Origin of the sequence: Streptomyces sp. NPDC058470 (assembly GCF_042721055.1) — a bacterium.
Lineage (GTDB): Bacteria > Actinomycetota > Actinomycetes > Streptomycetales > Streptomycetaceae > Streptomyces.
The window spans coordinates 114,187-137,895 of the sequence record NZ_JBHXMF010000007.1 but is presented as its reverse complement, the minus strand read 5'-3'; the positions used below and the strand labels follow the sequence as shown (position 1 = coordinate 137,895).

Sequence of the window (23,709 nt, the reverse complement as noted above, 5' to 3'; positions counted from 1 at the left end):
CCGCGGGCGGGGGAGTCGGGTTGTTCAGGTCTCGACTCCCCCGTGCCGCCCCCTCCCCCCACGAACCCGATTCCGAGGGACACCGCCGGCCGTGCAGCACAACTCCACCGACGCCCCCGAAGTCCCCGCCGCTGACGGCGAGTTCGCCACGTACGCCGCCGCTGCGTGGCCCCGCCTGGTGCGCACCGCGCACATGCTCACCGGCGACTTCCACGAGGCCGAGGATCTCGTCCAGACCACGCTGGTCAAGGTGTACGCCCGCTGGCGGCGCATCCCGCGCGACGACGTCGACTTCTACGTACGCCGCTCGCTGGTCAACAACAACCTCAGCCGGGTGCGCAGAAGACGGGTCGTCCATCTGCTGACGCCGTTCCTGCCCGAGCGGATACACCTGCGCGAGCCGGGGCACGCCGAGGCCGTCGAGCAGCGGGCGGCGTTCGGCCAGGCGCTGGACTCCCTTTCGGCCCGGCAGCGGGCCGTGCTGGTGCTGCGCTACTGGGAGGACCTGGGTGAGGCCGAGATCGCGCAGCTGCTCGGCTGCTCGGTCGGCACGGTCAAGACCCATGCCCGGCGCGGCCTGGAGTCCCTGCGCGTCCACCCTCTGTTCGCCGGCCGACACCCCGTTTCCGGAGCCCGCCCATGAACCGCCCCTCCCGTCCGCAGAGTCCCACCTCGGAGCCCGAGGGCCTGTACGAGGAGCTGCACGAGGCTTTCGCCGAGGCCGCCCTCGACGTCACGCCCTCCGCCGTGCCGATCGCCGCCATCGAGCGCGCGGGCCGACGGCGCAGACGGCGCCGTACGGCCGCGGCGCTGGGGGCCGCCTGCGGGGTGCTGCTGGTGCCGCTGGCCGTGGTGGTGCTCCGCGCTGACCTGTCCTCCGGGCAGGGCGAGAGCGAGCGGGTCACGCCGCCGGCCGCGAGCGCCGGTCCGACGCCCTCCACTTCCACGGAGCTCGCCGGGAAGGTGCGGATCGTGACGCCCGGCGAGCGGGTGGAGGTCTCGCCCGGCACCGAGATCTGGCTCACGGAGGACGGCAAGCACTGGTCGGAGCCGGATCACCCGACCCAGTTCCGCAGCGTGAGCGACGGCAACCTCGACCTGAGCAGTCCCGGCGTCAGCGTCCAGGAGTCGACGCACGACGGCGTCTCCTTCCTCTCCGGCATCTTCCACGGCCCCGGCGAACCTGCCCGCGTCGAGGTGAGGACCGTCGCGGGCTACATCGACGGCACCGCGCTCACGCTGGCGGGTGAGCCCGGCTGGGGCGTCTGGTACGCGGAGGTGAAGGTGCCGCAGTCCCAGACGCCGACCTCGGACTCGCTGACGGCCGGTGTCGCCGAGAAAGTCACGGTGTACGACTCCGCGGGCGGAGTGATCGCGAGCCAGGAGTTCGCCACATGAGGGCCACCCTGCGCAGCGTCCGCGCGGCTGTGCGGAGTGGTGCGGCTACCGTTCGCGCCCGGCGCGCCGGCCTCGTACGCCGGGTCCGCGCCCGTCGCATACGCGTCCGCCGCACCCGTGGCCGCCGGCTGCGTCGCACCCTCGCCGTACTCCTCGTCCTTCTCGTCACCCTCGTCGGCGCGGCCGTGGTGGCGTACCGGATGACGGACATCCCCGAGCCGCACCCGGAGACGGCGATGCAGAGCACGGTCTTCGTCGACTCGCACGGGGACTACCTGGGCAGACGCGGCCCGGTGGACCGGCAGGAGGTGCCGCTCTCCCAGGTCCCGCGCCACGTGCAGGAGGCGGTGATCGCCGCCGAGAACCGGTCCTTCCGTACGGACACGGGGGTCGCCCCGACCGCGATCGCGCGGGCGGCGCTCGCCGCGGTGACCGGGGGTGCCCCGCAGGGCGGTTCGACGATCACGCAGCAGTACGTGAAGAACGCGCTGCTGAGCCCCGAGCAGACCGTGTCCCGCAAGGTGCGGGAGGCCCTGATCGCCGTCAAGCTGGACCGCACCCGGTCGAAGGACGAGATCCTTCAGGGCTACCTCAACACCGTCTACTTCGGGCGGGGCGCGGCCGGCATCCAGGCCGCCGCCCGGAACTACTTCGGCGTGGACGCCAAGAACTTGACGATCAGTCAGGGAGCGGCGCTCGCGGGCATCGTCAACATCCCCTCGTACTACGAGAAGGCGGGCTCCGACCCGGAGGTGACGGACACGCTGCTGGCCCGGTGGGAGTGGGTACTGGACGCGATGGAGGACAGCGGCGCCGTCACGGCCGCCGAGCGGAGCGCGGCGCGTTTCCCCGCCTTCCGTTTCTATCCGCCCGGTGACACGGACGGGCAGCGCCAGTACCTGATCGACGCGGCCGCCGCGGAGGCCGCCGACCGCCTCGGCATCACCCAGGACGAGCTGGCCCGCGGCGGCTACACCGTCCACACCACCTTCGACCTCACGGCCCAGAACGCGGCGGCGGAAATGGTCGACGACGCCAAGCTCTCGGACAAGGATCTTCAACTCCACACCTCCGTCGTCGCGCTGGTGCCCGGCGACGGAGCGGTCCGGGTGCTGTACGGCGGCGCGGACTACGCGCGGCAGCCCTTCAACGACGCGCTGAACGGCGCCGTGGAGGCGGGCACGGCGCTCGAACCGTTCGCCGGGACGAAGCTCGGCGCTCCGCTGACGGACCTGCCACGCAGGACCGCACCCACCCCCTTGGAGCTGGCCTCGGCATGGGCCACGGCAGCGGCCCAGGGCACGTACGCCGAGCCCTACACGGTCGCGAAGATCACCCGGGCCGGGCACACCGTGTACAAGGCGCAGCCCCGCACCCACACCGCGATGGAGCCCTTCGCCGGCGAGATGATCGCCAAGCGCCTGTACAGCGGGACCACCGGCCCCATCGACCCGGTGCCCGCGCACACCGGCGGCGCCGGAACCCGCACCCTCTGGCAGACCACGTACGACGACCGGCTCGCCGTCACCGTCGCCCTCTTCGCCCAGCACCCCGCCGCTGGCAAACAGCCGGCCCGCACGGCCCAGCTCCCCTCCGGCACCTCCGACCTGGCCCTCCGCGTCAACGCGGACGTACGGAACCGGCTGGCACCGGGGGCCTGGGAGGCAGCCGTACCGGTCCCGGGGCCGACGGACCAGCCGTGGCAGAAGCCGGAGTGACACACAGCGCACAACCAACCCCGCACACGGCACACACCATGACCTCACCCCCGCCACCACCGGACCGCCCGGACGGCACACACCATGACCTCGCCCCGCCACCACCGGACCGCCCCGACGAGACACACCGTGACCTCGCCCCCCACCCCTGTCAGAGCAGCCCGATGAACAGTCCCGCGGAGCTGCGGGACCACCGAGGCCCTGCCCGAACGGTTGAGCGCAGGAAGCGATCCAGAGCCGAGATCGACTCCGCCCAGAGCCGGGATCGAGACCTTCAAGCTCTACCGCAGGCCGAAATAGGGCCCATACTGGTTCTACGATGACGAAGCCATCCGCGCCCCGGCGCCACCTGCCCACCAGCCCCTTCGCCGCCCCGGTCGTCCCCGTGGCCAAGGAGTTCAGCCTCGGAGACCGCGTCTCCCACGACCAGTACGGCCTGGGCACGATCGTCGGTGTCGAAGAGGGCATCGCGATGCTCGTCGACTTCGGCGCCCGCCAGGTCCGCGTCCTCAGCCCCTACACCCGGATGGACCGGCTCTGACCCGCACATAGTGACTGGTCCGTCACCCGTCCACCTCCACCCCCGTCCACCTCACCCCGCGACAGCCGCCTCCGCAGCGTGCGGAACCCGCGGTGAGCGGCGGTGGAGGTGGACGACTACGTTCGTGTGAAAGCGGTCGACGGATTCATCGACACTGCGGATGAATCCGGTCTCGGCGTTGCCCCGGGTGTTGCCCATCCCTCGGAAGAGGGAGAGCCGGAAGCCGGAGATCCGGGCGCCGCTCCTGGGCAGAACGTCCGCCGGCTCGGGGCGGAGCCGTTCCAAGGTGCCCCGTGGCCCACCCATCTGACCTGCGACAAGGGTTTCGACGTGCAGGTCGGCCGGAGCCTCGTCGAGACTGCGGATGAGCCGCTTGGCCCAGGTGAGCGGATACCCCTGCTCGGGTACCGCGATCTCGATGGACGTACGCAACTTTCCCGTGCGCAGGTCCGCGCAGAGCGCGAGGATGCCGGCCGTTCCCTCGATACGCAGCTCGGCGTCCAGCTTTCCGTCCATACACAGCTGATCCGCCAGAGCCGCGCGACGGGCCCGCGGATCCGTGCCGCGCTTGGCCCGCTGCACGGGGAGCACCTTCTGTCCCAGTTCGCCGCCCAGCCGCAGACACACCTGCCGGACGAGCCGCTCCCAGCTCTCGACGACGTGCACCGCCCGCGGATCCCCCTGGCACAGGGTCTCGTCATCGATCCCCTTGCGCACGGGCACCCAGGCCGGGCCCATGTTCTGAAAGCCGTGGCAGCCGGAGTTCTCGTGCTGGAGGTAGTGCAGGAGTTCCTGGAGCAGCCACGCGTGGGCGGCGTTGGCGACACCCTCGTGGCGGATCAGCATCTGGGCCTGATGTGTCACGTCGGCCCACGACAGGTGCCAGTGCGCCACCTTGTTCTTGCGCCGTCCGTCCATCCTGACGTCGATGAGCGGGGTGCCGTCCAGCTCGACGTCGTTGGACAGGGTGATCACGGCCTCGTAGCCCCGCCGAGCGGCGATGTCGGCGTACGCCTGCACCTGCTCCGGCTTGAGGGAGTTCCCGTTCGTCTTCGTCTCCACGAGGGCGGTCCACAGCTTGCCCGCCCGCTCCACCCGGATCACACCGTCCGGCCGCCGCGGAGACTCCCCGTTCGGCATCGAGACCTCCGTGAACGTCTCCATCCGTCCGGCCGGTGCGCCGAAGGCCGCCGTCAGACGGCGGCCGAACTCCGGCACCTGTGCCATCACCGAGAGCAGCACGGACGTCGCCCGGGTCTCCCGCTCCCGGTCGCTCTTCAGTGCGGGGGCGGGGAAGAGCCGGGCCGTCCGCCAGGAGTCGTTCTCGGCGAGGGTTTTCTTGGCCACCTTGGGCAGCGTGACCTTCTTCTTGGCGGTACGAGGGCGCGGCGCCGTCTTGGCGGCCACAGCCACCGCGGGCTCGCTCACCGCCTGAGCGCTGGACTGCGCCTGCGCCTGCACCGGGACAAGGCTCGTGACGGCCGGCACACGAGTGGCCGAGGCCACCTCCTCGGTCCCCGCGCCCTCCACCTCCCCGTCCTCCGGTTCCGCCTCGTCGTCGATGTCGACGCCGAAGTCGGTGGCCAGACCCGCGAGGCCCGACTCGTACCCCTGCCCGATCGCGCGGAACTTCCAGTCACCGCCCCGCCGGTAGAACTCACCGAAGAGCAGCGCGCTGACCGCTCCCGCGTCCTCGATGGAGAACCGCAAGAGGTTCTCCCCGGCGCCGTCCGCGAGTGTCAGACGCAGGTCGTGCAGGTCCCCGAATCTGGCGCCTTCGTAGCGGCTCGCCGCCACGACGATCTGCTCGACCTCCGCTGGAATCGCGGTCAGGTCGAAGGTCATACGGTCTTCGTTGCCGTCCGCCGTCGGTGACTTGCCCAGGAGCTGCACACACCCGTCGGGCGCGACGGGGTTGTTGTAGAAGTAGAAGTCCGTGTCAGCGCGTACTTTGCCGTCGGCGCTCAGCAGCAGGACGGAGACGTCCGCGTCGCCCTCCCCCGTCGGGCTGCTCCAGCTCAGGCTCACCATCACGGAGCCGGTGTCCTCACTCAAGGACGCCAGACCTACGTTGCCGCCCTTGACCATCTCGTGCATGAGGCCCCCCAGATGCACATGCCGCTCAGGAGCCCCCGGCGGCCTGTTTCGTAGCAATGTGTGACGCACCCCACACCCAGCGCATCGTGGGTCACCCTACGCCGACCCCGGCGAGTTGGCGGCGGTTCGTCCGTGCCGGTACTCCCCGCCCCGAACGGCCCACCCCGCTAGCTCCTCGCCCTGCCGCCGCACAGGCTGGCCCCAGGGACGCTCTGTCGCGGGAAGAGCCGCCTTTCGAGGATCTGGTCACCACCGTGTGAACCTCCACAACGGCGCCCTCACCCACCGCGCGATGCCCGTCCACCACACACCGAAGCCACACGCGGGTCTGACGCTCATCCTCACCAGGGCGCAGCTGCTCGGCGTCTTCGCGGGCAAGGGCCTCGCCGGCATCGAGACGGACGGCGATCCGGAGCTGCTGGCCCGCCTCCTCTCGTACGCCTCGGAGCCGCCGGACAAAGCGTTCCCCATCGTGACGCCCTAACGGCGCTCGTACGGGTTCGCCGGCTCCTTCACCTTCTGCACCGATGTCGAGTCCAGTACGGGCGGCCAGGCCTCGTCCGAGCCGAGTTTGCCCTTGGGGTGCCAGGTGCCGGTGACGGTGACCCAGGTGTCGTTCACGGGGGCGTCGGCGCCGGTGATCTGGATCTTGTACGTGCTCGCGTCGGCCGCGCAGCACGTGATGAGGAGCCGGGCCAGATACCAGGTCCCGTTGTCGCCCCGGGTGACGAAGCCCGTCACCCGGACCGTGCGACCCGTCAGCGACCTGCCGCTGTCGTAGATCGCCCGGGCGGTGTACTCGCCCAGGGTCAGGTCCACGGGATCCCCGGTGGGGAGCGCGGGGAACGTCCCGATCCCCTGGGCCGCGTGCTGCTCGGCCTCACGGTCCGCGCTGTACGAGCCGAGGGCCGGGGGCGGGAAGAGGAGGAGGGCGGCGGCGGGGATGGCTAGTAGCCAGGCGATGCGGGGGGTGCGGTGGTGGTCGTGACGGTGACCTTGGTCGTCTTCGACGTCCTCGTCTCCGGCACGGTCCTCGGCTTCGTCCCCGGCACGGTCCTCGGCTTCGTCCTCGTAGTCGTGCGTTCTCGTCGCGCGTACGGCGCTCAGCGCGCCCAGCGCCAGCAGGACCACCCCGGCTGCGATGAGGTACGCCTTCAGCCCCGCCTGCACATACCGCAGATACAGGTCGCTGAAGAGGGTGATTCTCAGGACCGCCGCTCCGCTGAGCAGGAGCAACAGCGCGGGGCCGTAGCGCCTCACAGCAGCCACCACCCCACCAGAACACTGCTCACCAGACCCACCACCCATGTCACGGAGGAGAAGCGCGCGGCGAAGGACTTTCCGAAGGTTCCCGCCTGGAGGGCGATCAGTTTCAGGTCCACCATCGGGCCGACGACCATGAAGACCAGCCGCGCGGTGGGCGAGAAGCCCGTCAGCGAAGCGGCCACGAAGGCGTCGGCCTCGCTGCACACGCAGAGCACGACGGCCAGTACCGCGAGCAGCAGTACCGACAGCCACGGAGAGCCGGTGAAGAGGTCGAGGATGGACCTCGGGACCACGATGTTGAACGTCGCTGCCGCCCCCGCGCCCAGGACGAGGAACCCGCCCGCATGCAGGAAGTCGTGCTGAAGCCCGGCACGGAAGCCGTCCAAGCGGGAGCCGGTGGTTCTCGTACGGGCCTGCTTCGGCAGCCGGATCCACTCCTCCCGCCCGAAGCGGACCCACAGCCAGCCCATCACGACGGCCGTCGCGAGGGAGGCGACCAGCCGGGCGAGCACCATCATCGGGTTGGCCGGGAAGGCGATCGAGGTGGCGACCATCACGACCGGGTTGATCGCGGGAGCGGAGAGCAGGAACGCGAGGGCGGCGGCCGGGGTGACCCCGCGGCGCATCAGGCTCCCCGCGACGGGGACCGAGGCGCACTCGCAGCCCGGGAGTACGACGCCGGCCGCGCCGGCCACGGGTACCGCCAGCGCAGGGTTGCTGGGGAGCAGCTTGCTGAACACCCGCTCGGGGACGAAGGCGCCGATCGCCGCCGATACGAGTGTGCCGAGCAGGAGGAAGGGGACGCCCTGTACGACTACGGCCGTGAAGACCGTCCACCACGCCGACATCGCGGGGGTGGCGAGGTCCAGGGCGAGCATCGGGCCGAGGACCGAGGCGACGGTGCCTATCGCCGTCAGCGCGAGTCCGCCGAGGACGAGGTAGACGAGGGTGCGGGCGGCTATGCGTGCGCTGTCGGCCAGACCGCGCCGGCGCGCCGGGTAGTGCTGGTTCTCCACGCGCCTGGTTCCCGCCTGCCCTGGGGTGTGCCGCTCGTACGCCCCCGCAGGCTAACCGCGGGCGCTGTGCGGGACCCCGTAAACGCCGAAGAGGAGGCTGTGCGGCAGGCAGGCCCTGACCCCGTCAACCCCGTCCCTCAAGTCCGGACGCGAGATCGGAGTTTCCACCTGGAATCGTCATGGTGAATACGGATTCAACTGATGTGTACTGGTTGTACCCGAGCCGGGCCAGGGGCCGGATCTTGAGCACGTCCAGCATCCCGTCCGAGATGGCCTCATCGGCGATATGGATGGCCACAACGCGGGCGATGACCAGGTCGGTCGTCTGGTCCGCATTGCCTGGGATCCGAACCGTCTGGACGTACCGGCATTCCATGTTGACCGGAGACTCGGCAACCCTGGGCGCCTTCACGACGCGGGATTCCGCCGCTGTCACTCCCGCGTAGTCGAACTCGTCATCTCCGTGGGGCAAAGGCCGTCCGGAGAAATTGACCGCCTCGCGGAGTTCATAGGTCGCCATGTTCCAGACGAACTCGCCCGTGGCCTCGATGTTCTGGACGGTGTCCTTTCGATGGTCGGTTTCCCGCTGGTTGATCGCGATACTCACCGTCGGCGGATCGAACGCCATGTTCTGCGACTGGCTGAACGGCGCGAGGTTGCGACGGCCGTCACGGTCGAGCGTGGAGATCCAGCCGATCGGGCGTGGTACGCAGATCGCCTTGAAGGGGTTGTGGGCGAGTCCGTGGTCAGTGACTCCGACCTCGTAGTACATCGTGTTCTCCCATTTCTCGAAACTTTTCGGCGACCCGGAACCCAATTCGTTCCGTCACTCCGGCCAGTGCTCCATCACTCCGGCCAGTGCTCCGTCACTCCGGCCAGTGCTCCATAACGCGCTCCTGGATCTCGCGCGGGAAGATGAACCGGAAGGAGCTGCGCGGCTCACGGCCGGCTTCGGCCGAGGGCAGAAGGGCGTCGTAAGTGACCTTCGGCCCTTTCTTGTTGTGCCGCTCCTGCGGCCCATAAACCGAGAGCAGCGGCAGGATCCTCCCCACGCGCACGATGCGTCGCTCGGTGGGATGCACACGGGTGGCCAGTGCCCACATCAACTCCCCCACGTCGGACGCGTCGACATCGTCGTCCAGGACGAAGACGCGGGGCACCAGGAAATCGAAGCGCTGGGCATCGATGACGTCGGTGATCAGCTGAGTGAATCCCATGGTGTCCACCCCCGGCAGCCGGTCGCGCCAGTCGGCGGCGACGCTGACCACCAGAACGTGCGCGGCCGCCTCGAAGGGTTCCCACGCGGACGTGACCGGCAGCCCGGCAGCCCGCAGTTCGGCGAGGGCCTCGGCAGCCAGCGTCAGCCCGGTCGCGGTGTGGTACTCGTCGACGGGCTCCCCCTCGACGACGGTCGGCCAGATGGGGTCGTCGCGGTAGGTGACGGCCTCGATGGTGTAGACCGGCTGCTTGGACGTCTCGCTGGGCCGGTAACCCGCGAACTCTCCCATCGGCCCCTCGACACCGCTGCGTTCCGCGGACAGGTGCCCCTCGATTACGACCTCGGCGCTCGCCGGCACCTGGAGGTCGACGGTCTCGCACTGAACGACTTCCAGCGGCTCGCCCAGCAGCGCGCCGAGATAGCCGGACTCCTCCACGCCGTCGGGCAGCGGCATACCGGAGATGAACGGCAGGGCCGGATCGCCACCCTGGACCAGTGCGAAGGGCATCGGCTCCCCGCGGTCGGCCCACTGCTGCCACACCTTGGCGATGTGCTGCGGGTGCATCACCTGCCCGGTCATGTGCTTGCCGTCGATCATCATGATCCGGGCGATCGACCAGTTGGTGAAGGAGCCGTCTGGGGTGCGGGCGACGATGGTTCCCCAGGTGTTCACGTACGGGCCGCCGTCGCCCTCGTGCAGCAGGGGCGTGGGGAAGCGGTCGAGGGATGCCTCGTCACCGAGCAGGACGTTCTGCTTGCAGGGCGCGGTGTCGACCAGCACCGGCGCAATCGGCTCACGCGTCCGCACGTCGGCGAGGGTGTTGACGATCTCTCGGGCGCTCGCGTCGGACTCGAGCCCCAGTGACAGCGCGATCCGTGCGAGCGGGCGCCCCACGGCGGAACTCAGGGCACCAGGAGCACCGAACAGCCGGAAACCGGGGCCGGTGCCTTTGATGTGGGTGAACAGCGGCGCGGGGGCCACGGTCTCGTACGAACGGCGGATGATCGCACCGACCTCGAGGTGCGGGTCGACGGCTCGGTCGATCCGGCGTACGTCGCCGAGTTCCGTCAGCGCGTCGATGTAGGCACGCAGATCCTTCAACCTGGCCATGGTGTCCTACCTTTCACTTTCGGCTTGTCGCATGCCGCGCCGACTCACGCGGCTGGTGACAGGAAGGGGTTTCAGGGCGCCGGGAGTCAGCCGGCGGCCTCGTCATACGTGGGGGTCACCGGCCGGGGCGTCGTGACACGCCGCGCCGTGGCCGGTCCGGCCCAGCGGACGGCGCGTCCGCTGTCGAGGCCGAACTGGTCCAGCACACGAGAGACGATGTGATCGACCACGTCGTCGATGCCGGTGGGACGGTTGTAGAACGCCGGCATGGGAGGCAGCATCGTCACGCCCATACGGGAGAGCGCCAGCATGTTTTCCAGATGGATGGTCGACAGCGGCGTCTCCCGCACCACCAGGACGAGACGCCGCCGCTCCTTGAGGGTGACGTCGGCGGCGCGGGCGATCAGGTCACCGCCGTAACCGGCCCGGATCGCCGCCAGGGTTTTGACACTGCAGGGCGCGACGATCATGCCGTCGACGCGGAAGGAGCCGCTGGAGATCGCGGCGGCCTGGTCGTCCTGCCCATGCGTGACATCCGCGAGCCGGGCCACCTCCCGGGCGGTCCAGTCGGTCTCCAGCTCGATGGTCGCCCGGGCCCAGCGGCTCATCACCAGGTGCGTCTCCACCTCGGGCTGCGCACGCAGCTCCTGTAGCAGCTGGATCCCGATCTTGGCCCCGGTCGCGCCGGTCATGCCCACAATCAGCCTGTGCACGAAGACCTCCAGGAAAACCTGTCATGTGCAACTATTCGTGTACGACAATACAACGCGTGCTGCCAGAATCAAGTCGAGACCCCTGTGAACATCGAGACCCCTGTGAACCCTGAGACCCCCGAGAACCCGTCAACCACCACGGAGGAGGCATCCATCGCCGCCGAGCAGTCGCCCCCGTTGCCCCAGCCGCCGCAGTCGCCCCAGTCGCTGCAGCATTCGCCGTTGCATCTGCTCCGGCGTGCGCTCCAGAGCTACACGGCCCGGTGGGTCGCGACCATCGGTGATGTGACCCCGGCCCAGTACGCCGTGCTCCTGACCGTCTTCAACCACCCGGGTGTCAGCCAGACCGTCCTGGGCGAGCTCACCGCCATCGACCTCGCGACCCTCGTGCCGCTGGCCAATCGCCTCGAACAGCGGGGCCTGCTCAACCGCGCGGTGGATCCCGCCAACCGGCGGCGCAAGCAGCTCACGCTCACCGAGAAGGGCGTGGGCACGATCAAACGCCTCCATCCGCTGAGCGATGAGGTGGACGAGGCCGTGCTGGGCGCCATGCCCCTCGCCCAGCGCGCCGCCCTCCTCGACGCACTGCGCTGGATCAGCGAGCCCGGCCGGCAGCAGCCCTGACCCCCGGGCGGGTGCCTCTCACAGCGGAGGCTGCGCCGGGGCCGGGCCCAGGGTGGTGGTGCCCGGCGCCGTGCGGTGGCCGAGACCCGTGCGGTAGGCGTCGAGGGCCGCCTCGACCCGGCCGGTACGGCGCAGGAGGTCGCCGAGGAGACGGCAGAGGTCGGCGAGGTCGCCCGCCGCGCCGGCGCGTTCCAGGAGGCTCAGCGCCCGCACGTAGTGCTCCTCCGCCGACTCGGTGTCCCGGGCGTCCTCCGCGATGATCCCGAGGAGCCGGTGCGCACCGGCCGAGTGGACGGCGCCCCGCTCGGGACTGAGGTCACCGAGCACCTCGTGAAGCAGCGTGGCGGCCTCCTCGGACTTGCCGCGCCGGTGCAGTACGTCCGCCAGTTCGACGGCGACCTGGCTGGTGTAGAGGGCGGCACGCTTGGCGGAGAGCATGGCGCGGGCCTCTCGCAACTCGGCCTCGGCGCGCTTCAGTTCACCGTTCTGGACGTACAGGTACCCGCGCATCCAGTGACAGTTGGCGAGTTCCGTACGGATCTGGAGGTGGCGGTAGAGCTCGGCGGCCTTGGCCAGCGAGGCGTCGGCCTCCGCCATCCGGCCCTCGGCGATCATCGTCCGGGCGACCGACCTGTGCATACGGGCCACCAGCGCCGGGTCGCCCACCTGCGGCGCCAGCGCGAGGGCGAGCTCCGCGGCCTGAGCGGCGCGGGCGTGCGCGCCCATGTCCATGTAGGGCGCGATGATGCCGGTGTAGAGAAGCAGCAGGGCGTCCGGGTCGTGCATCCCGGTGCGGTTCAGTTCGTCGAGAGTGGACTCGAACAGGTAGCAGGAGTAGCGGAGTTCACCGGCGAGGTAGTGGGACACGGCACGGCCACGGATGGCCGGTACGCGGTTCGGCAGCGGAGCGTCACCCAACCGCCCCTCGGACTCCTCGAACCGCTTCTGCGCCGTTTCCAGGTCCCCTGTCTCCAGGGCGCATTCACCGAGCCCGAGCAGCGCGGCGGCCTGCTCGGCGACCAGCCCGTGCGCGTTCGCCTCCGCGAGGAGCCCGTCGTACTGCTCCGCCGCGACCTCGGCCTCGCCGGTGGCGAGGGTGCGCTGCGCGTCGGTGAGCCGTAGCCGCAGGTCGGTGGCGAGATGGGCGGGACGGCCTGTGGCCAGTTCCTCGTACGCCACCCCGAGGCGGTCGGCGATGTGCCTGAGCGCCGGGTCGGAAGCCCGCACCCGCCCGGCCTCCAGGGTGGATATATAAGCGGGCGTATACACCGGCTCCGCCAGTTGCTTCTGCGTCAACCCGCGTTTCATACGCAGTTGTTGGACTCTGCGCCCGATGATCTCCGGGTCGTCGCGCTCCGCCATGACTTAAGCATGCCAGTAAGCACACTTACATTCGGTCAACTCTTGACTATTATTCCAACTCCCCTTGCTTCTCTTGCTCTTTGACACTCTCAACCTCTACGTTAAGCGCGAGGTTAAGCCCGCTTAATACGCCGCTGTCGTTGCGAGGTCGCCATGCTCCGACGTATTACCACCCGCTACTCAAGAGGCTTCGGCGCGGCTGTCATCGCCATCGCCGCCCTGCTCCTGGCCGCGAACGCGGGCCCCGCACGGGCGGCCGACCCCGTACCGGTCGCGGCCGTGACGCGCTAGCCCCGGCCCTCCTCCTCAGGACCCCTTCCCACCGCTGGGCTACCGCGCGGAGACGTGGCTCACGAAGGCCGAGAAGGCGGTCGGGCTCACCGTGAAGACCCCGGCTTCGGGGTTCTTGGAGTCGCGGAGGGCGATGTGGGGGGTGAGATCGGCGACTTCGAGGCAATCGCCGCCGCTGCTGGCGCTGTAGGTCGACTTGCGCCACACGGTGGTGCCGAGGGGGGCGCATTCGACACATTCGCCGCCACTGGATCCGCTGTACGACGACTTACGCCACTGAGCGCGCGTCAGGTCCTGGCTGCTCCCCATAGCGTTCCTCCATCACGCGAGCGATCAGTGCTGCCGATTCCCTCGGGGAGAGGGCCTCGGCCTGCAAGCGAGCGTAACCGACAGAACGCCCCCTGATCACTTGCGGGTTGGCGGTCATGTGGCCGGAGTCATAGCTCTCGCTGTAGTGCAGGGCCGGGTCATCGTCGAAGCGAAGGAGCGTGAACGAGCCCATCATCCCGGCGTGCTCACCTGCCGAGAATGGCAGAACCTGGAGCTCCATCCACGGCTGGCCGAAGAGACCCAACAGGTGGGCGAGTTGCTCCCTCATGACAGCCTTGCCGCCGATCTCCCGGTGCAGGACGGCCTCGTCCAGCACCGTCCACACCACCGGAGGATGGTCCCGCTTCAGGATGCGCTGGCGCTCCATCCGAGCGGCCACCATCTCGTCGAGCTTGCCCACCTGCTCGACTCCGAGCACGGCTCGCGCGTACGCCTCCGTCTGGAGAAGCCCGTAGACGAGCTGGCACTGGTACGTCGAGATGTACTCGGCCCTCGCCTCCATCTCCGCATACTGCTGGAACCAATGCGGAAGTTGGCTCCTGAGCACCAGCCCAATGAGCCGCGAAAACGCCCCGTCCGTCATCAGCGCCGCGTCGACGCGCTCGGCGAAGTCCCTGGTGGGGACCTTGTGGGCGGTCTCGATCTGCCCGATCAGGGACCCCGTACAGAAGATGGAGGAGCCCAGCTCGCCCTGTTTCATGCCCGCCGCTTCTCTCCGGCGGCGCAGCTCGGAGCCGAAGTAGTCCAACGGGGAGGCGCTCGGATCGAGTGCGCGGATGTTGGGCATGGGACGGTCACCCCCAGGTCCGAACGCCGGGCGGCGTTCAATTCGGTCTGTAGCCGAGCGTAATCACTCCACTCCACGCTGGTGACATGAATCACGCAACCGACCCCCCGCAGGCGGCAATTGCCGCGAGGTACGGCATCAACTTCACCGTCGGTGAGCACTCGGCGCGACATCTGCGGCGCATCCTGCGGGCGTACCTGATCGCCTGGGAGATGCCGGAGCTGAACGACGCCGCCGGGCTCGCGCTGACCGAGCTGGTCGCCAACGTCGTACGGCATGTGCCGGACCGGCGGGCGGCGCTGCTGATGTTGTGGCAGGTGGACGGCGTACGGGTGGAGGTGACCGACACCTGTCCGCGGCCACCGTTGTCCACAGCTGTGGACGAGCTCGGAGAGGGAGGGCGGGGGCTGGTGATCGTGGAGGGGGTCACCGACCGGTGGGGGTGGAACCCGCTGCCGGGTCGGGCGGGGAAGACGGTGTGGTTCGAGTGTCACGTCAAGCGGGACCCAGCGTGACGCAAAACAGCACAAAAGGTCCCACTCCGCCCCGTCGGGGCGCGCTTCCCCGGTCTACGCTGCGTTCATGACCTCTGCCGCCGCACGCGCCGCGCTGGACATCACCGCCGACCTCCCGGTCCCCGCCCTGGAGGACTTCTACCGGGACCTGCACCGCCACCCCGAACTGGCCTTCCAGGAGCACCGTACGGCGGCGAAGCTGACCGAGCGTCTGACCGGGGCGGGGTACGAGACGTACGAGGGCATCGGCGGCACCGGAGTGGCCGGGCTGCTGCGCAACGGCGAGGGCCCGACCGTGCTGCTGCGCGGCGACATGGACGCGCTGCCGGTGACCGAGGAGACCGGGCTGGCGTACGCCTCCGGGACGCCCGGTGTGATGCACGCCTGCGGGCACGACATGCATGTGACCTGGCTGGCCGGCGCGGCGGCGACGCTGGCCGCCGGGCGTGTCGCCTGGTCGGGGACGCTGGTCGTGGTCGGCCAGCCCGCCGAGGAGTCCGGCGAGGGCGCGGCCGGCATGGTCACGGACGGGCTCTACCAGCGCGTTCCGCGCCCCGACGTCCTGCTCGGCCAGCATGTGGCGCCCGGGCCCGCCGGCCTGTACCCGCATGTGCCGGGGCTGATCATGTCGGCGACGACGGACGTCGACATCGTGGTGCACGGGCGGGGCGGGCACGGCTCGCGTCCGGAGACGACCGTCGACCCGGTGGTGACCGCCGCGTACCTCGTGACCCGGCTCCAGACCGTCGTCAGCCGTGAGGTCGCCCCGCGCGAGTCGGCCGTACTGACCGTCGGGCGTATCGAGGCGGGCACGGCCTCGAACGTCATCCCCGCGACCGCCCGTATCTCGCTCAACCTCCGTACGCAGTCGGACGCCGTCCGGGATCGGATGATCGCCGCCATCCAGCGGATCGCCGAGGGCGAGTGCCTCGCCGCGGGCTGCCCGCGCGAGCCCGAGGTGACGCAGGGCAGCAGCTTCCCGGCGATGGTGAACGACCCGGAGACCGACCACCGCGTCGCCGGCGTCCACCGCGAGGTGTTCGGCGAGGCCACCGTCTTCGACTCCGGCCCGGCGATGGCCAGCGAGGACTTCTCGCAGCTCGCGGAGGGCAAACTGCCGTACTCCTACTGGTTCGTGACGAGTACCCCGGCCGCGGTGTGGGACGCCGCGCCTGGCGAGGACCTGATGACCAAGTTCGACGCCGTCCCCAGCAACCACAGCCCGCTCTTCGCACCCGACCTGTCCGTGGTCGCACCGGGCGTACGGACACTGGTGTCGGGGGCCCTCGCGTACCTCGCCCCCGCCGGCTAGCCGACTAGCCGGCGAGTTCCGTCGCCCGGAGCTCGTCCAGGTGTTTCTGTACGTGACCCAGTGCGCCCTCGCGGCGGCCGGGAACCCGGCGGCGCAAGTGGGCCAGGGCGGCGCCGAGTTCGCGGGCCTGTGCCGCGTCGGCGATGCTGCCCCACTGGTGGTGGGCGCGGTCGGCGGCCGTCTCGACGGCGGGCGCGTCCGGGGGCTGGCCCGCGCCGAGCCTGGCGTTCGCGACCGCGAGCCAGGTCCGGCAGCTGCGGACCGGGTCCCCCGCGAACATCGCCAGGTCCGCACGGACTTCCATCCAGTGCAGCACCTGCTCGGCGGCGGGGCCGTGCATCCGGGCGGCCTCCTGCTCCTGCCGCGCGGCAAGCGCGTCGGCGTCACCGTGCCGCTCGGACTGCACGGCGGCGCTGATGAGGGCATGCGGGTCGGCAATTTCCAGCCCGTCCGGCGTTTGAGGACGAGCGCGTTCAGCGCGATAAGGGGGTCTGGGGGCGGAGCCCCCAGGTACGGGTTGGGCAGGGGCGGAGGGGGCGAAAAACCCTTCCCCGGCACCAGCTCCGGGCACCGTCGGATCCCACTGCAACACCATGTCCCCGTACCCGCCCTCCCCCGCGATGCGCATCAGCGCGTGCTGATGGAGCTGCGGAAGCGGCGGGCGGTAGCCACTGCGCAGGAGGGTGGCGACCGCCTTCATGTACGCCGGCGACGCCACCGTACGGCGCGGCGGCGGCGGCGCGACGCGGCCGTAGAGCGCGGCGGTCCGGCCCGCGGTGAGGGGGTGCGCGGTGAGGTGCTGCCAGGTTTCCGGGTCGGCGTGGAGGTCGGCCACGATGCTGGTCGTACCCGGCGGGCGCAGCCTGAGTTCCTCGGCGATCCAGTGCCAGGGGAAGGCGGTGTAGCGGACCGTCGCCGGGGTGGTGCGGGCCAGGGCGAGATGGAGGAGGCGCTGGCGGCGGTCGAGTTGGAGCTGGCCCGTCACGAACACCGTCAGCGGGCCGGGGGCCGCAGCCGCGGCCCGCAGCCGGGTGAGGACGGCCTGCGGCTCCAGCGGGTCGGCGAGTTCCACCACGTTCGCGGTGTCCGCGCCGGACAGCACGGCGGGGGACACCGCCGCGAGCACGGGAAGCACGGAGGCCGCGTCCACGAGACACCCCTTGCCCACCGGCGAGGCCGCAAGGAGCAGCACGGTTCCGGGCACAGGTTCCCTCCCCATCGATCACGTACGCCAGCACCGTAACCGCTGCGCCTGCAAAGGAGGGAGACAGGGGTGCGAACGCCCGGCTATGGCGCGGCTTGTACCCCTGTCGCGGGCGGCTGCCGACGTCGTACGGCGAAGATCGTCGTGTCGTCGGCCAGCCGACCGCCGCAGTGCCGCAAGGTGGCGTCGCGGACGAACTCCGCGAGGCGCTGCGGATCGGCGATGCCCGGATCCGCGGCCACGGCGTGCGCCACCCTGTCGCGGAGCGGGAAGAAGACCCCTGCGGTGTCGCGGGCCTCGGTCACCCCGTCCGTGACGAGGAGCAGGGTCTCGCCGGAGACGAGCGAGACGACGATCAGCGGCGCCGAGTGCTGCGTCAACTCGCTGAGCCCGAGCGGGAGTCCGTCCCCGGGCGGCAGCGACCGCACCCCGTCGGGGGTGATCACGAGCGGCGGATCATGGCCGAAGTTCATGACCTCGACGGTGTCGAGGGAGGCGGGCGGCGCCGGATCGTCGGGAGAGACCGGACCCTCGGGCGGATTCGCGCTGTCCCGCCGGGTCGGGCCGTCCCAGGCGGCCCGGGGAAAGCCGACCAGGATCGCCGTCGCGAAGCGGTCGTCCTCGTCGTTGCCGAGCGCGGCGCAGTAGTCGGCGTGCCGGAGCATGCGGATCTCCAGGCGGTCGGCGACGGTGCGCAGGAGGGGCTCGTGGTAGGCGGACTCGCGGAAGGTACCGAGGAGCGCGGCCGCCGTCTCCACCGCCTTGAGTCCCTTGCCCTGGACGTCGCCGAGGAGCACGCGGGTGCCGTACAGGCCCGGCTGGATGTCGTAGAAGTCGCCGCCGACACGGGCCTCGCTGTCGGCGGCGAGATACACGGCCGCGTGTTCCAGACCGCCCCAGCCCGGTGCCAGCGGGCGCAGCAGGGTGCGCCGGGTGGTCTCCGCGACGTCCTGCATGTGCAGCATGCGCCGCTCACCACGGACCCGGACCGCGCAGGCCAGCGTCGCGAGGATGCCGCCCACGGCGACGAGGATGAAGTCGGGCAGGCCGGTCTGGTACTGGTGCGGCCAGGACGTGTCGACGGTGAAGTAGGTGATCAGCGAGAGCACCGCGTACGCGCCCGTGCCCCACACCCCGCAGATCGCCGCCGCGATACCCGGCACGAGCACGATCCAGGAGATGATCCGGAACTCGCCGGAGGTGTTCGCGTCGGCCAGCGTGATGCCGATGAGGAGGAGCAGCGGCGGCACCCAGCCGACGCTGCGGCCGCGCAGCCGCAGGATCTTCTGCCGCTGGACCGCGTCCGGCCTTCCAGCGGGGGGCAGTTGCTCGATTTCGGACCGCCGGCTGCCCATCGCCGTACCGCCTCTTTCTCGTGCCCGTCAGTATGCGACCGACATCCGGGCCCGCGGATGGGCGTCCTTCTCCAGCTCGTCGACGAAGGCTACCGCGTAGTCCTCGGCGCTGATCCGGCCGCCGTGGAGGTCGTCGGTGAGCAACTGGTCGCCGCCGATACGGAAGCGGCCCGTGCGTTCGCCGGGGGCGATCTCGGGGGCGGGGGACACGTAGGTCCAGTCGAGGTCGTCGTCGAGGGTGCGGAGGTAGGTGAGGACGTCGCGCTGGGCGAGGGCCTCGGGGAGGTAGGCCTCGGGGAAGCCGGGCTGGTCCGCCAGTGCCTGACCGGGCGCGACCTCCAGGCTGCCCGCTCCCCCGGCGACCACGAGCCGCCGTACGCCTGCCGCCCGGACCCCCTCCACCAGCGACTGGTTCATCGCGAGGAAGGGCGCCTGGGGATTCGTACCGTCCCGGGGCGGCGCGCACGCCGAGGCCACCGCGTCCGCGCCCGCCGCCAGCTCCGCGACCTTCGCCCGGTCCGAGACGTCCGCCGCCGCCGTGGTCACGCCGGGGACCGGGGGCTGCCCGGACCTGCTCACGGCCGTGACCTGGTGCCCTCGTGCCGAAGCCTCCGTGGCGATACGGCTGCCGACCATCCCGGTGGCGCCGAAGAGTATGAGCTTCATGAAGCTCAGCGAAACACGGTGCGCTGAGCCCCGCATCCCGACTTGCCAGCCACTCGGGCGAGGTGTGCCCTGGAGGCAGGGGCGAGGAGAGAGGAGTGCTCCCATGGCTCAGGCAGCACCCGCATCACCGGCGTCAGGGACACCACGCACCACCGGACCCGATCAGCCCGGCATCATCGACGACCTCATCGGCGTGCGGGCCGCGACCGCCCTGAAGTGGGCGACGCCCGTCGTCGGCGGTCTCGTCTACGGCTTCTGGGCGGCGGCCATCAACCGCGAAACCGGCGCGATCACGGGCTGGAACGTGCTGTTCGGCTTCGTCTGCGCGATCGCGTTCGCCGCGGCCTGGACCGGCGTCCGCATGATGGCGCCGCTGATGCGCCGCGAGCTGCACGCGCTGATGTGGATGGCGTTCGCGGGCATCGCGTTCGGCTTCATCTACAGCCAGACCGGCGCGAGCATCCTGCGGTCCGTGATGATGTCGCTGGCGGTCGCGGTGAGCGTGTTCGCGGCGCTCTTCTACCACTACTACACCCACGAGGACGCGGAGGGTCAGCGGGTCAAGTGACCTCCCGCGTAAGGCATGGCGTACGGCACACGAGGCCCCGGCGCAGCAGCCGGGGCCTCGTGTGTCTCCCTCACTCACCTATCCCCTGGGACTCCAGTCCCAGGAGCTCGCGGAGGAGCCGGAGATGCTCCAGCTCCACGATCCGGAAGCGCTGAAGCTCCAGGAACCCGAGCCGGACGAACTCGACGAACTCGAGGAGGAGCCACCGTTGTTCCAGCCGTCGTTGTTCCAGCTGTTGTCGCCGTTCTTCCAGTTGTCGTCGTCCCAGGCCCCGTCCTTCCAGCCGGGGCACGGGTCCTGGCAGCTGGGCACCCCCTGCCTGCCGATGTCCACGAACGCGGCGCTGGCCCAGCCCTGCGCCCCGACGAGCCAGAACCAGTCCGTGTTGCCGAAGACGCTCTGTCCCTGCACGGCGCACAGGACGCGGTCCTGACTGCCCGGCGAGAGCCTGTCGACGACGGACGAGTAGGCGGTGGGCTCCTGTCGTACGTTCATGTCACCGCGGGAGACGACGGTGCCCCATATGGGACTGTCCGAGCCGCCGCCACCGGAGGTGGTGTGCGTTGGCGTGGCCGCCGCCGAGGTGCCCGCCACGGCGACGGTGAGGACACCGCCGGTGAACAGGCCCACAGCAAGGGTCCGCAGGGCCGGGTTGGTGCGCATATCGGCCTCCTTTTCCCCAGAACCAGGTAACACCCGTTCGGGTGAGGGCTCCACCGGAGAGCGCGCGGGCCGTGCGGTTACTGGGCTGCGGATGGGTGCGGGGGCACGTGGTGAGCACGTGGTGAGCACGTGGTGAGCTCTGCGCCGGAGCTCGGCTCCCCGTACGGCTTGTCATATGCGCCCATTTGCAGCCAAAGGGCTCGCACCGGGCGACGTGGAGGCCTTGCCTGGAGGGGTGTCCCACCGTGCCCGCAGCGCCCTGTCGGCCGCGCTGATCCTCCTCGCCTGTCTGCTCACGCCGCTGGGCGCGCTCTCGGCCTGGGCGCTGTACGGGATCGGCGACACGGCTCGTTACGAGGCCACGATGGCGCCGCTGGCCGCCGACGCGGACGTACGGGACGCGATCGCGGCCGGGGTTACCGACGGGATCATGCGGGAGGTCCACGTACGGCCGCGGATGCAGGGGCCGGTGAACTCCTTCGTACGGGACGCGGTGCGCTCGTTCACGCAGACGGAGGCGTACGTCACGGCGTGGGAGGCGGCGAACACGGCCACGCACGACGCCGTGATGCGGGCACTGCGCGACGACAGCGAGGGGGCGGTGACCGTCGACCTCGCGACCGTCACCGAGCGGGTGAAGCGCCAACTCACCGACGACCACATGCCGTTGGCGAACCGTATCCCCGTCGAGCACACCGAGGTCACGGTGCTCGGGGCCGAGGAACTGGTCGAGCTCCGGAAGGGTTTCCACGTGCTCGAAGTCGCCGCCTTCTGGCTGCCGGCCGCCTCCGTCGTCCTCACCCTCGCGGGGATCCTCGTCGCGGTGTGCCGCCGCCGCGCGGTGCTCGCGACGGGGCTCGGCACCGCGCTGGGCGCCGCGCTGCTCGGCGCCGCGATCGCTGTCGGCCGCCGGCTCACCCTCTCCGACCTGCCGCCCGGCGTCTCCCACACGGCGGCGGGCGCGGTGTACGACGCCCTCACGTCCACACTCCGCCTCGCCTGCTGGCTGCTCCTCGTCCTCGGCGTCACCGTGGCCGTCACCGCCCTGCTCACCGGCGCGTACACCCGGCACCGGCGGCGGGCGTCCACGACGGCGCCCGCGCAGGCTCAGGCGGGAGAGGCGACGACACAGGTCCGGGCCTGACGGCACCGCCCCTCCAGGTACCTCACCCGTTCGGCCCACCCCTGATGCGTGCCTTTGCCGCCGGGGCGAACCTGCCATTGACCTCCAGGCCCGCCCAGAGGAGACGCCATGACCCAGCACGCCGCTCCGCCCTTCGACCCCAAGCACCCCACGCACCCGACAACTTCGGCCGGAGGTTCGGCCTGGGCGACCGGCGGCATCGTCTTCGCCGGTGTCCTGATGATGGTCAGCGGCATCCTGAGCGTGCTCAACGGCATCGCGGGAATCGCCGCCGACGACGTCTACACGCGCCTGGGCAGCTACGTGTACGAGTTCAACCTCACCACCTGGGGCTGGATCCACCTCGTGATCGGCGTCCTCGTGGCCGTCACCGGCTGGGGCATCCTCCAGGGCAAGGACTGGGCCCGCGGCGCAGGCATCGGCCTCGCCGCTCTCTCCATGGTCGAGTACTTCATGTTCCTGCCCTACGCCCCCTTCTGGTCGATCATCTCCATCGCCATCGCGGTCTTCGTGATCTGGGCCCTGGCCACGGCCGGACGCCCGTCCACCACGAAGTAGTAGCCCCCTGGCACCGGCCGCCAGGGCAACCCGCCACCGCCCCGCCTCGTCCTTAGGATCCTGAGGGGAGAATTCCGACTCCCCGGCGGACGAGCGAAAGGCCGGGCCCCGGACTTGGATACTGCGGCGGCGGTGTGGGTTGGTCCGGAGCCGCGGCGGCGCGGGGGTACCTGGCTCGCGGGTCTGCTGCTCGCCGGGGTGAGCGTGGTCCTCGGGTTCCGGGCCGGCGACAGCGACGGGATCACCCCCGTGCCGCAGTTGCTGGCGTTTCTGCCCTGGCTGCTCGCGCCCACCGGGCTCGGACTCGCGCTCGCGCTGCTCGCCCGCTGGCGGACCGGGATGGTGTGGGGCGTGGCCGTGCTGGGCGGTCTCGCCTGGTACATCGAGCCGTACGGGAAGACCGGCGCGGCGACGGGGACGCCCGTGGCGGAACTCCGGGTGATGACCGCCAACGTGCAGTTCGGGTGGGCGACCGACGCGCTGATCGGCGCCGTCGAGCGGGAGAAGCCCGCCGTCGTGTTCGTGGCGGAGTGCGAGTACACCTGCTCCCGCGCCTTGCAGGACGCCCTCGGCGGAAGCGGCGGGGCGTTCCCGTACCGGCAGGCCGTCGAGGGCGCCGAATCCGCGGGGTCCGTGATCCTCAGCCGGTTCCCGCTCAAGGCCGCCGACGGCATACCCGGGACGACCATGGGCATGCCCGGCGCGGTGGCGGACGTGGGCGGCCACGACGTACGACTCCAGCTCGCGCACCCCATGCCCCCGCTGCCCGGCCAGGTCGACGTCTGGCGGCGCGAGCTCGGCGCGCTGCGCGACTACGCGGCGGCGAGCAAGGAACCCACGATCCTGGCCGGGGACTTCAACGCCTCCCAGGACCACGCCGCGTTCCGCCGCATCCTCGACACCGGCCTGCGTGACAGCTCCCGCCTCGCCGGAGCCGCCCGCACCCCGAGCTGGCCCGCCAGGACCGCCCCCACCCTCGGCGCCCAGATCGACCACGTCCTGGTCTCCGGGGACTTCTCGGCGCACAAAGCCGCCTTCCTCACCCTCGCCGGCTCCGACCACCACGCACTCGTCGTCGACCTCACCCTCCACCAACGCGGCTGAGACAGGGCTGCCCGCATCCGGAGTTCTCTGCATCTTCGTGGTGGCGGTCGGACCGGACGACAAGGCGGTCTTCGGCGGGTAGTGCACAAGCGGATGTACGTGAGCGCCTCAACTGTTGACCTCGCGCGGTGCCGTGTCCGAGCTCTT

General features: G+C 70.6%; 26 protein-coding genes. 13 read left to right on the top strand and 13 right to left on the bottom strand.

The annotated features are described in order from the left end of the window. Positions 1 to 91 precede the first annotated feature (91 nt). The 4 genes from ACFWP7_RS07550 to ACFWP7_RS07535 all read left to right on the top strand — a co-directional run bounded on the left by ACFWP7_RS07550 (position 92) and on the right by ACFWP7_RS07535 (position 3,657). Positions 92 to 643: a SigE family RNA polymerase sigma factor gene (locus ACFWP7_RS07550; RefSeq protein ID WP_384377529.1), complete on the top strand. Its 552-nt coding sequence runs from the start codon at positions 92 to 94 to the stop codon at positions 641 to 643. Beyond that, entirely contained in the window at positions 640 to 1,398 is a 759-nt protein-coding gene (locus ACFWP7_RS07545; protein WP_384377526.1) for a hypothetical protein, read from the top strand. The genes ACFWP7_RS07550 and ACFWP7_RS07545 overlap by 4 nt, the downstream gene beginning before the upstream one ends. Further along, positions 1,395 to 3,116 (top strand): transglycosylase domain-containing protein, encoded by a 1,722-nt coding sequence (locus tag ACFWP7_RS07540; protein ID WP_384377523.1) that lies wholly within the window; start codon positions 1,395 to 1,397, stop codon positions 3,114 to 3,116. Before ACFWP7_RS07545 ends, ACFWP7_RS07540 begins: the two co-directional genes overlap by 4 nt. Positions 3,117 to 3,435: 319 nt before the next feature. Then, a complete protein-coding gene (locus tag ACFWP7_RS07535) occupies positions 3,436 to 3,657 on the top strand; it encodes a hypothetical protein (protein WP_081218430.1) in 222 nt (73 codons plus the stop codon). A gap of 51 nt (positions 3,658 to 3,708) precedes the next feature. Here the strand turns inward: ACFWP7_RS07535 and ACFWP7_RS07530 are convergent, their stop codons facing one another. Further along, a complete protein-coding gene (locus tag ACFWP7_RS07530; RefSeq protein ID WP_384377520.1) occupies positions 3,709 to 5,754 on the bottom strand; it encodes a TerD family protein in 2,046 nt (681 codons plus the stop codon). 256 nt (positions 5,755 to 6,010) lie between these two features. Here ACFWP7_RS07530 and ACFWP7_RS07525 point away from each other — a divergent pair, with 256 nt between their 5' ends. Next, positions 6,011 to 6,238, top strand: coding sequence for an alkyl sulfatase C-terminal domain-containing protein (locus ACFWP7_RS07525; protein WP_384377516.1), 228 nt, complete (start codon positions 6,011 to 6,013; stop codon positions 6,236 to 6,238). Here the strand turns inward: ACFWP7_RS07525 and ACFWP7_RS07520 are convergent. From ACFWP7_RS07520 to ACFWP7_RS07500, 5 genes are all read right to left on the bottom strand, one after another. Beyond that, complete coding sequence (locus ACFWP7_RS07520) at positions 6,235 to 7,014, bottom strand: TIGR03943 family putative permease subunit (protein ID WP_384377708.1); 780 nt, start codon at positions 7,012 to 7,014, stop codon at positions 6,235 to 6,237. The two genes, ACFWP7_RS07525 and ACFWP7_RS07520, sit on opposite strands and share 4 nt — an antisense overlap. After that, on the bottom strand, positions 7,011 to 8,036 hold the full coding sequence (locus tag ACFWP7_RS07515) for a permease (protein WP_384377513.1): 1,026 nt from the start codon (positions 8,034 to 8,036) through the stop codon (positions 7,011 to 7,013). The genes ACFWP7_RS07520 and ACFWP7_RS07515 overlap by 4 nt, the downstream gene beginning before the upstream one ends. 124 nt (positions 8,037 to 8,160) lie before the next feature. Continuing rightward, complete coding sequence (locus ACFWP7_RS07510; RefSeq protein ID WP_384377510.1) at positions 8,161 to 8,808, bottom strand: flavin reductase family protein; 648 nt, start codon at positions 8,806 to 8,808, stop codon at positions 8,161 to 8,163. A 94-nt stretch (positions 8,809 to 8,902) separates the two neighbouring features. Next, positions 8,903 to 10,366 carry a UbiD family decarboxylase gene (locus ACFWP7_RS07505; RefSeq protein ID WP_384377507.1) on the bottom strand — a complete coding sequence of 488 codons (1,464 nt, stop codon included), beginning with the start codon at positions 10,364 to 10,366 and terminating at the stop codon, positions 8,903 to 8,905. An 86-nt stretch (positions 10,367 to 10,452) separates the two neighbouring features. Further along, positions 10,453 to 11,079, bottom strand: a complete 627-nt coding sequence (locus ACFWP7_RS07500) for a non-oxidative hydroxyarylic acid decarboxylases subunit B (RefSeq protein WP_384377504.1) — start codon at positions 11,077 to 11,079, stop codon at positions 10,453 to 10,455. 102 nt (positions 11,080 to 11,181) lie between these two features. On the opposite strand from ACFWP7_RS07500, the gene ACFWP7_RS07495 reads away from it, so the two are divergent. Further along, the gene (locus tag ACFWP7_RS07495) at positions 11,182 to 11,703 is read left to right on the top strand and encodes a MarR family winged helix-turn-helix transcriptional regulator (RefSeq protein WP_384377501.1); all 522 of its coding nucleotides are present in this window, start codon (positions 11,182 to 11,184) and stop codon (positions 11,701 to 11,703) included. Positions 11,704 to 11,721: 18 nt separating this feature from the next. Here ACFWP7_RS07495 and ACFWP7_RS07490 read toward each other — a convergent pair whose 3' ends face one another. Next, positions 11,722 to 13,065: a helix-turn-helix domain-containing protein gene (locus ACFWP7_RS07490; RefSeq protein ID WP_384377498.1), complete on the bottom strand. Its 1,344-nt coding sequence runs from the start codon at positions 13,063 to 13,065 to the stop codon at positions 11,722 to 11,724. 153 nt (positions 13,066 to 13,218) lie between these two features. Between ACFWP7_RS07490 and ACFWP7_RS07485 the strand changes: the two genes are divergently transcribed. Further along, entirely contained in the window at positions 13,219 to 13,356 is a 138-nt protein-coding gene (locus tag ACFWP7_RS07485; protein ID WP_384377495.1) for a hypothetical protein, read from the top strand. Positions 13,357 to 13,395: 39 nt separating this feature from the next. Here ACFWP7_RS07485 and ACFWP7_RS07480 read toward each other — a convergent pair whose 3' ends face one another. Both ACFWP7_RS07480 and ACFWP7_RS07475 read right to left on the bottom strand, forming a co-directional pair. Continuing rightward, the gene (locus tag ACFWP7_RS07480) at positions 13,396 to 13,665 is read right to left on the bottom strand and encodes a DUF397 domain-containing protein (RefSeq protein WP_384377492.1); all 270 of its coding nucleotides are present in this window, start codon (positions 13,663 to 13,665) and stop codon (positions 13,396 to 13,398) included. After that, the gene (locus ACFWP7_RS07475) at positions 13,625 to 14,473 is read right to left on the bottom strand and encodes a helix-turn-helix domain-containing protein (RefSeq protein WP_384377489.1); all 849 of its coding nucleotides are present in this window, start codon (positions 14,471 to 14,473) and stop codon (positions 13,625 to 13,627) included. The genes ACFWP7_RS07480 and ACFWP7_RS07475 overlap by 41 nt, the downstream gene beginning before the upstream one ends. 86 nt (positions 14,474 to 14,559) lie before the next feature. On the opposite strand from ACFWP7_RS07475, the gene ACFWP7_RS07470 reads away from it, so the two are divergent. Together ACFWP7_RS07470 and ACFWP7_RS07465 are read left to right on the top strand one after the other, a co-directional pair. Further along, positions 14,560 to 14,988, top strand: a complete 429-nt coding sequence (locus ACFWP7_RS07470) for an ATP-binding protein (RefSeq protein ID WP_384377486.1) — start codon at positions 14,560 to 14,562, stop codon at positions 14,986 to 14,988. 67 nt (positions 14,989 to 15,055) lie between these two features. Continuing rightward, positions 15,056 to 16,300: an amidohydrolase gene (locus ACFWP7_RS07465; RefSeq protein ID WP_384377483.1), complete on the top strand. Its 1,245-nt coding sequence runs from the start codon at positions 15,056 to 15,058 to the stop codon at positions 16,298 to 16,300. 4 nt (positions 16,301 to 16,304) lie between these two features. On the opposite strand, the gene ACFWP7_RS07460 is transcribed toward ACFWP7_RS07465, so the two are convergent. From ACFWP7_RS07460 to ACFWP7_RS07450, 3 genes are all read right to left on the bottom strand, one after another. Continuing rightward, the gene (locus tag ACFWP7_RS07460) at positions 16,305 to 17,504 is read right to left on the bottom strand and encodes a hypothetical protein (protein ID WP_384377480.1); all 1,200 of its coding nucleotides are present in this window, start codon (positions 17,502 to 17,504) and stop codon (positions 16,305 to 16,307) included. Positions 17,505 to 17,587: 83 nt separating this feature from the next. Next, positions 17,588 to 18,859, bottom strand: coding sequence for a PP2C family protein-serine/threonine phosphatase (locus tag ACFWP7_RS07455; protein WP_384377477.1), 1,272 nt, complete (start codon positions 18,857 to 18,859; stop codon positions 17,588 to 17,590). A 27-nt stretch (positions 18,860 to 18,886) separates the two neighbouring features. Beyond that, entirely contained in the window at positions 18,887 to 19,525 is a 639-nt protein-coding gene (locus ACFWP7_RS07450) for an NAD(P)-dependent oxidoreductase (RefSeq protein ID WP_384377474.1), read from the bottom strand. Between the two features lie 103 nt (positions 19,526 to 19,628). On the opposite strand from ACFWP7_RS07450, the gene ACFWP7_RS07445 reads away from it, so the two are divergent. Then, positions 19,629 to 20,093, top strand: a complete 465-nt coding sequence (locus ACFWP7_RS07445; RefSeq protein ID WP_384377472.1) for a hypothetical protein — start codon at positions 19,629 to 19,631, stop codon at positions 20,091 to 20,093. A 78-nt stretch (positions 20,094 to 20,171) separates the two neighbouring features. On the opposite strand, the gene ACFWP7_RS07440 is transcribed toward ACFWP7_RS07445, so the two are convergent. Further along, a complete protein-coding gene (locus ACFWP7_RS07440; RefSeq protein ID WP_384377469.1) occupies positions 20,172 to 20,756 on the bottom strand; it encodes an SH3 domain-containing protein in 585 nt (194 codons plus the stop codon). A gap of 235 nt (positions 20,757 to 20,991) precedes the next feature. Between ACFWP7_RS07440 and ACFWP7_RS07435 the strand changes: the two genes are divergently transcribed. From ACFWP7_RS07435 to ACFWP7_RS07425, 3 genes are all read left to right on the top strand, one after another. After that, positions 20,992 to 21,900, top strand: coding sequence for a hypothetical protein (locus ACFWP7_RS07435; RefSeq protein WP_384377466.1), 909 nt, complete (start codon positions 20,992 to 20,994; stop codon positions 21,898 to 21,900). Between the two features lie 108 nt (positions 21,901 to 22,008). Next, positions 22,009 to 22,458, top strand: coding sequence for a hypothetical protein (locus tag ACFWP7_RS07430; protein ID WP_384377463.1), 450 nt, complete (start codon positions 22,009 to 22,011; stop codon positions 22,456 to 22,458). A 114-nt stretch (positions 22,459 to 22,572) separates the two neighbouring features. Beyond that, complete coding sequence (locus ACFWP7_RS07425; protein ID WP_384377460.1) at positions 22,573 to 23,562, top strand: endonuclease/exonuclease/phosphatase family protein; 990 nt, start codon at positions 22,573 to 22,575, stop codon at positions 23,560 to 23,562. Positions 23,563 to 23,709: the final 147 nt, after the last annotated feature.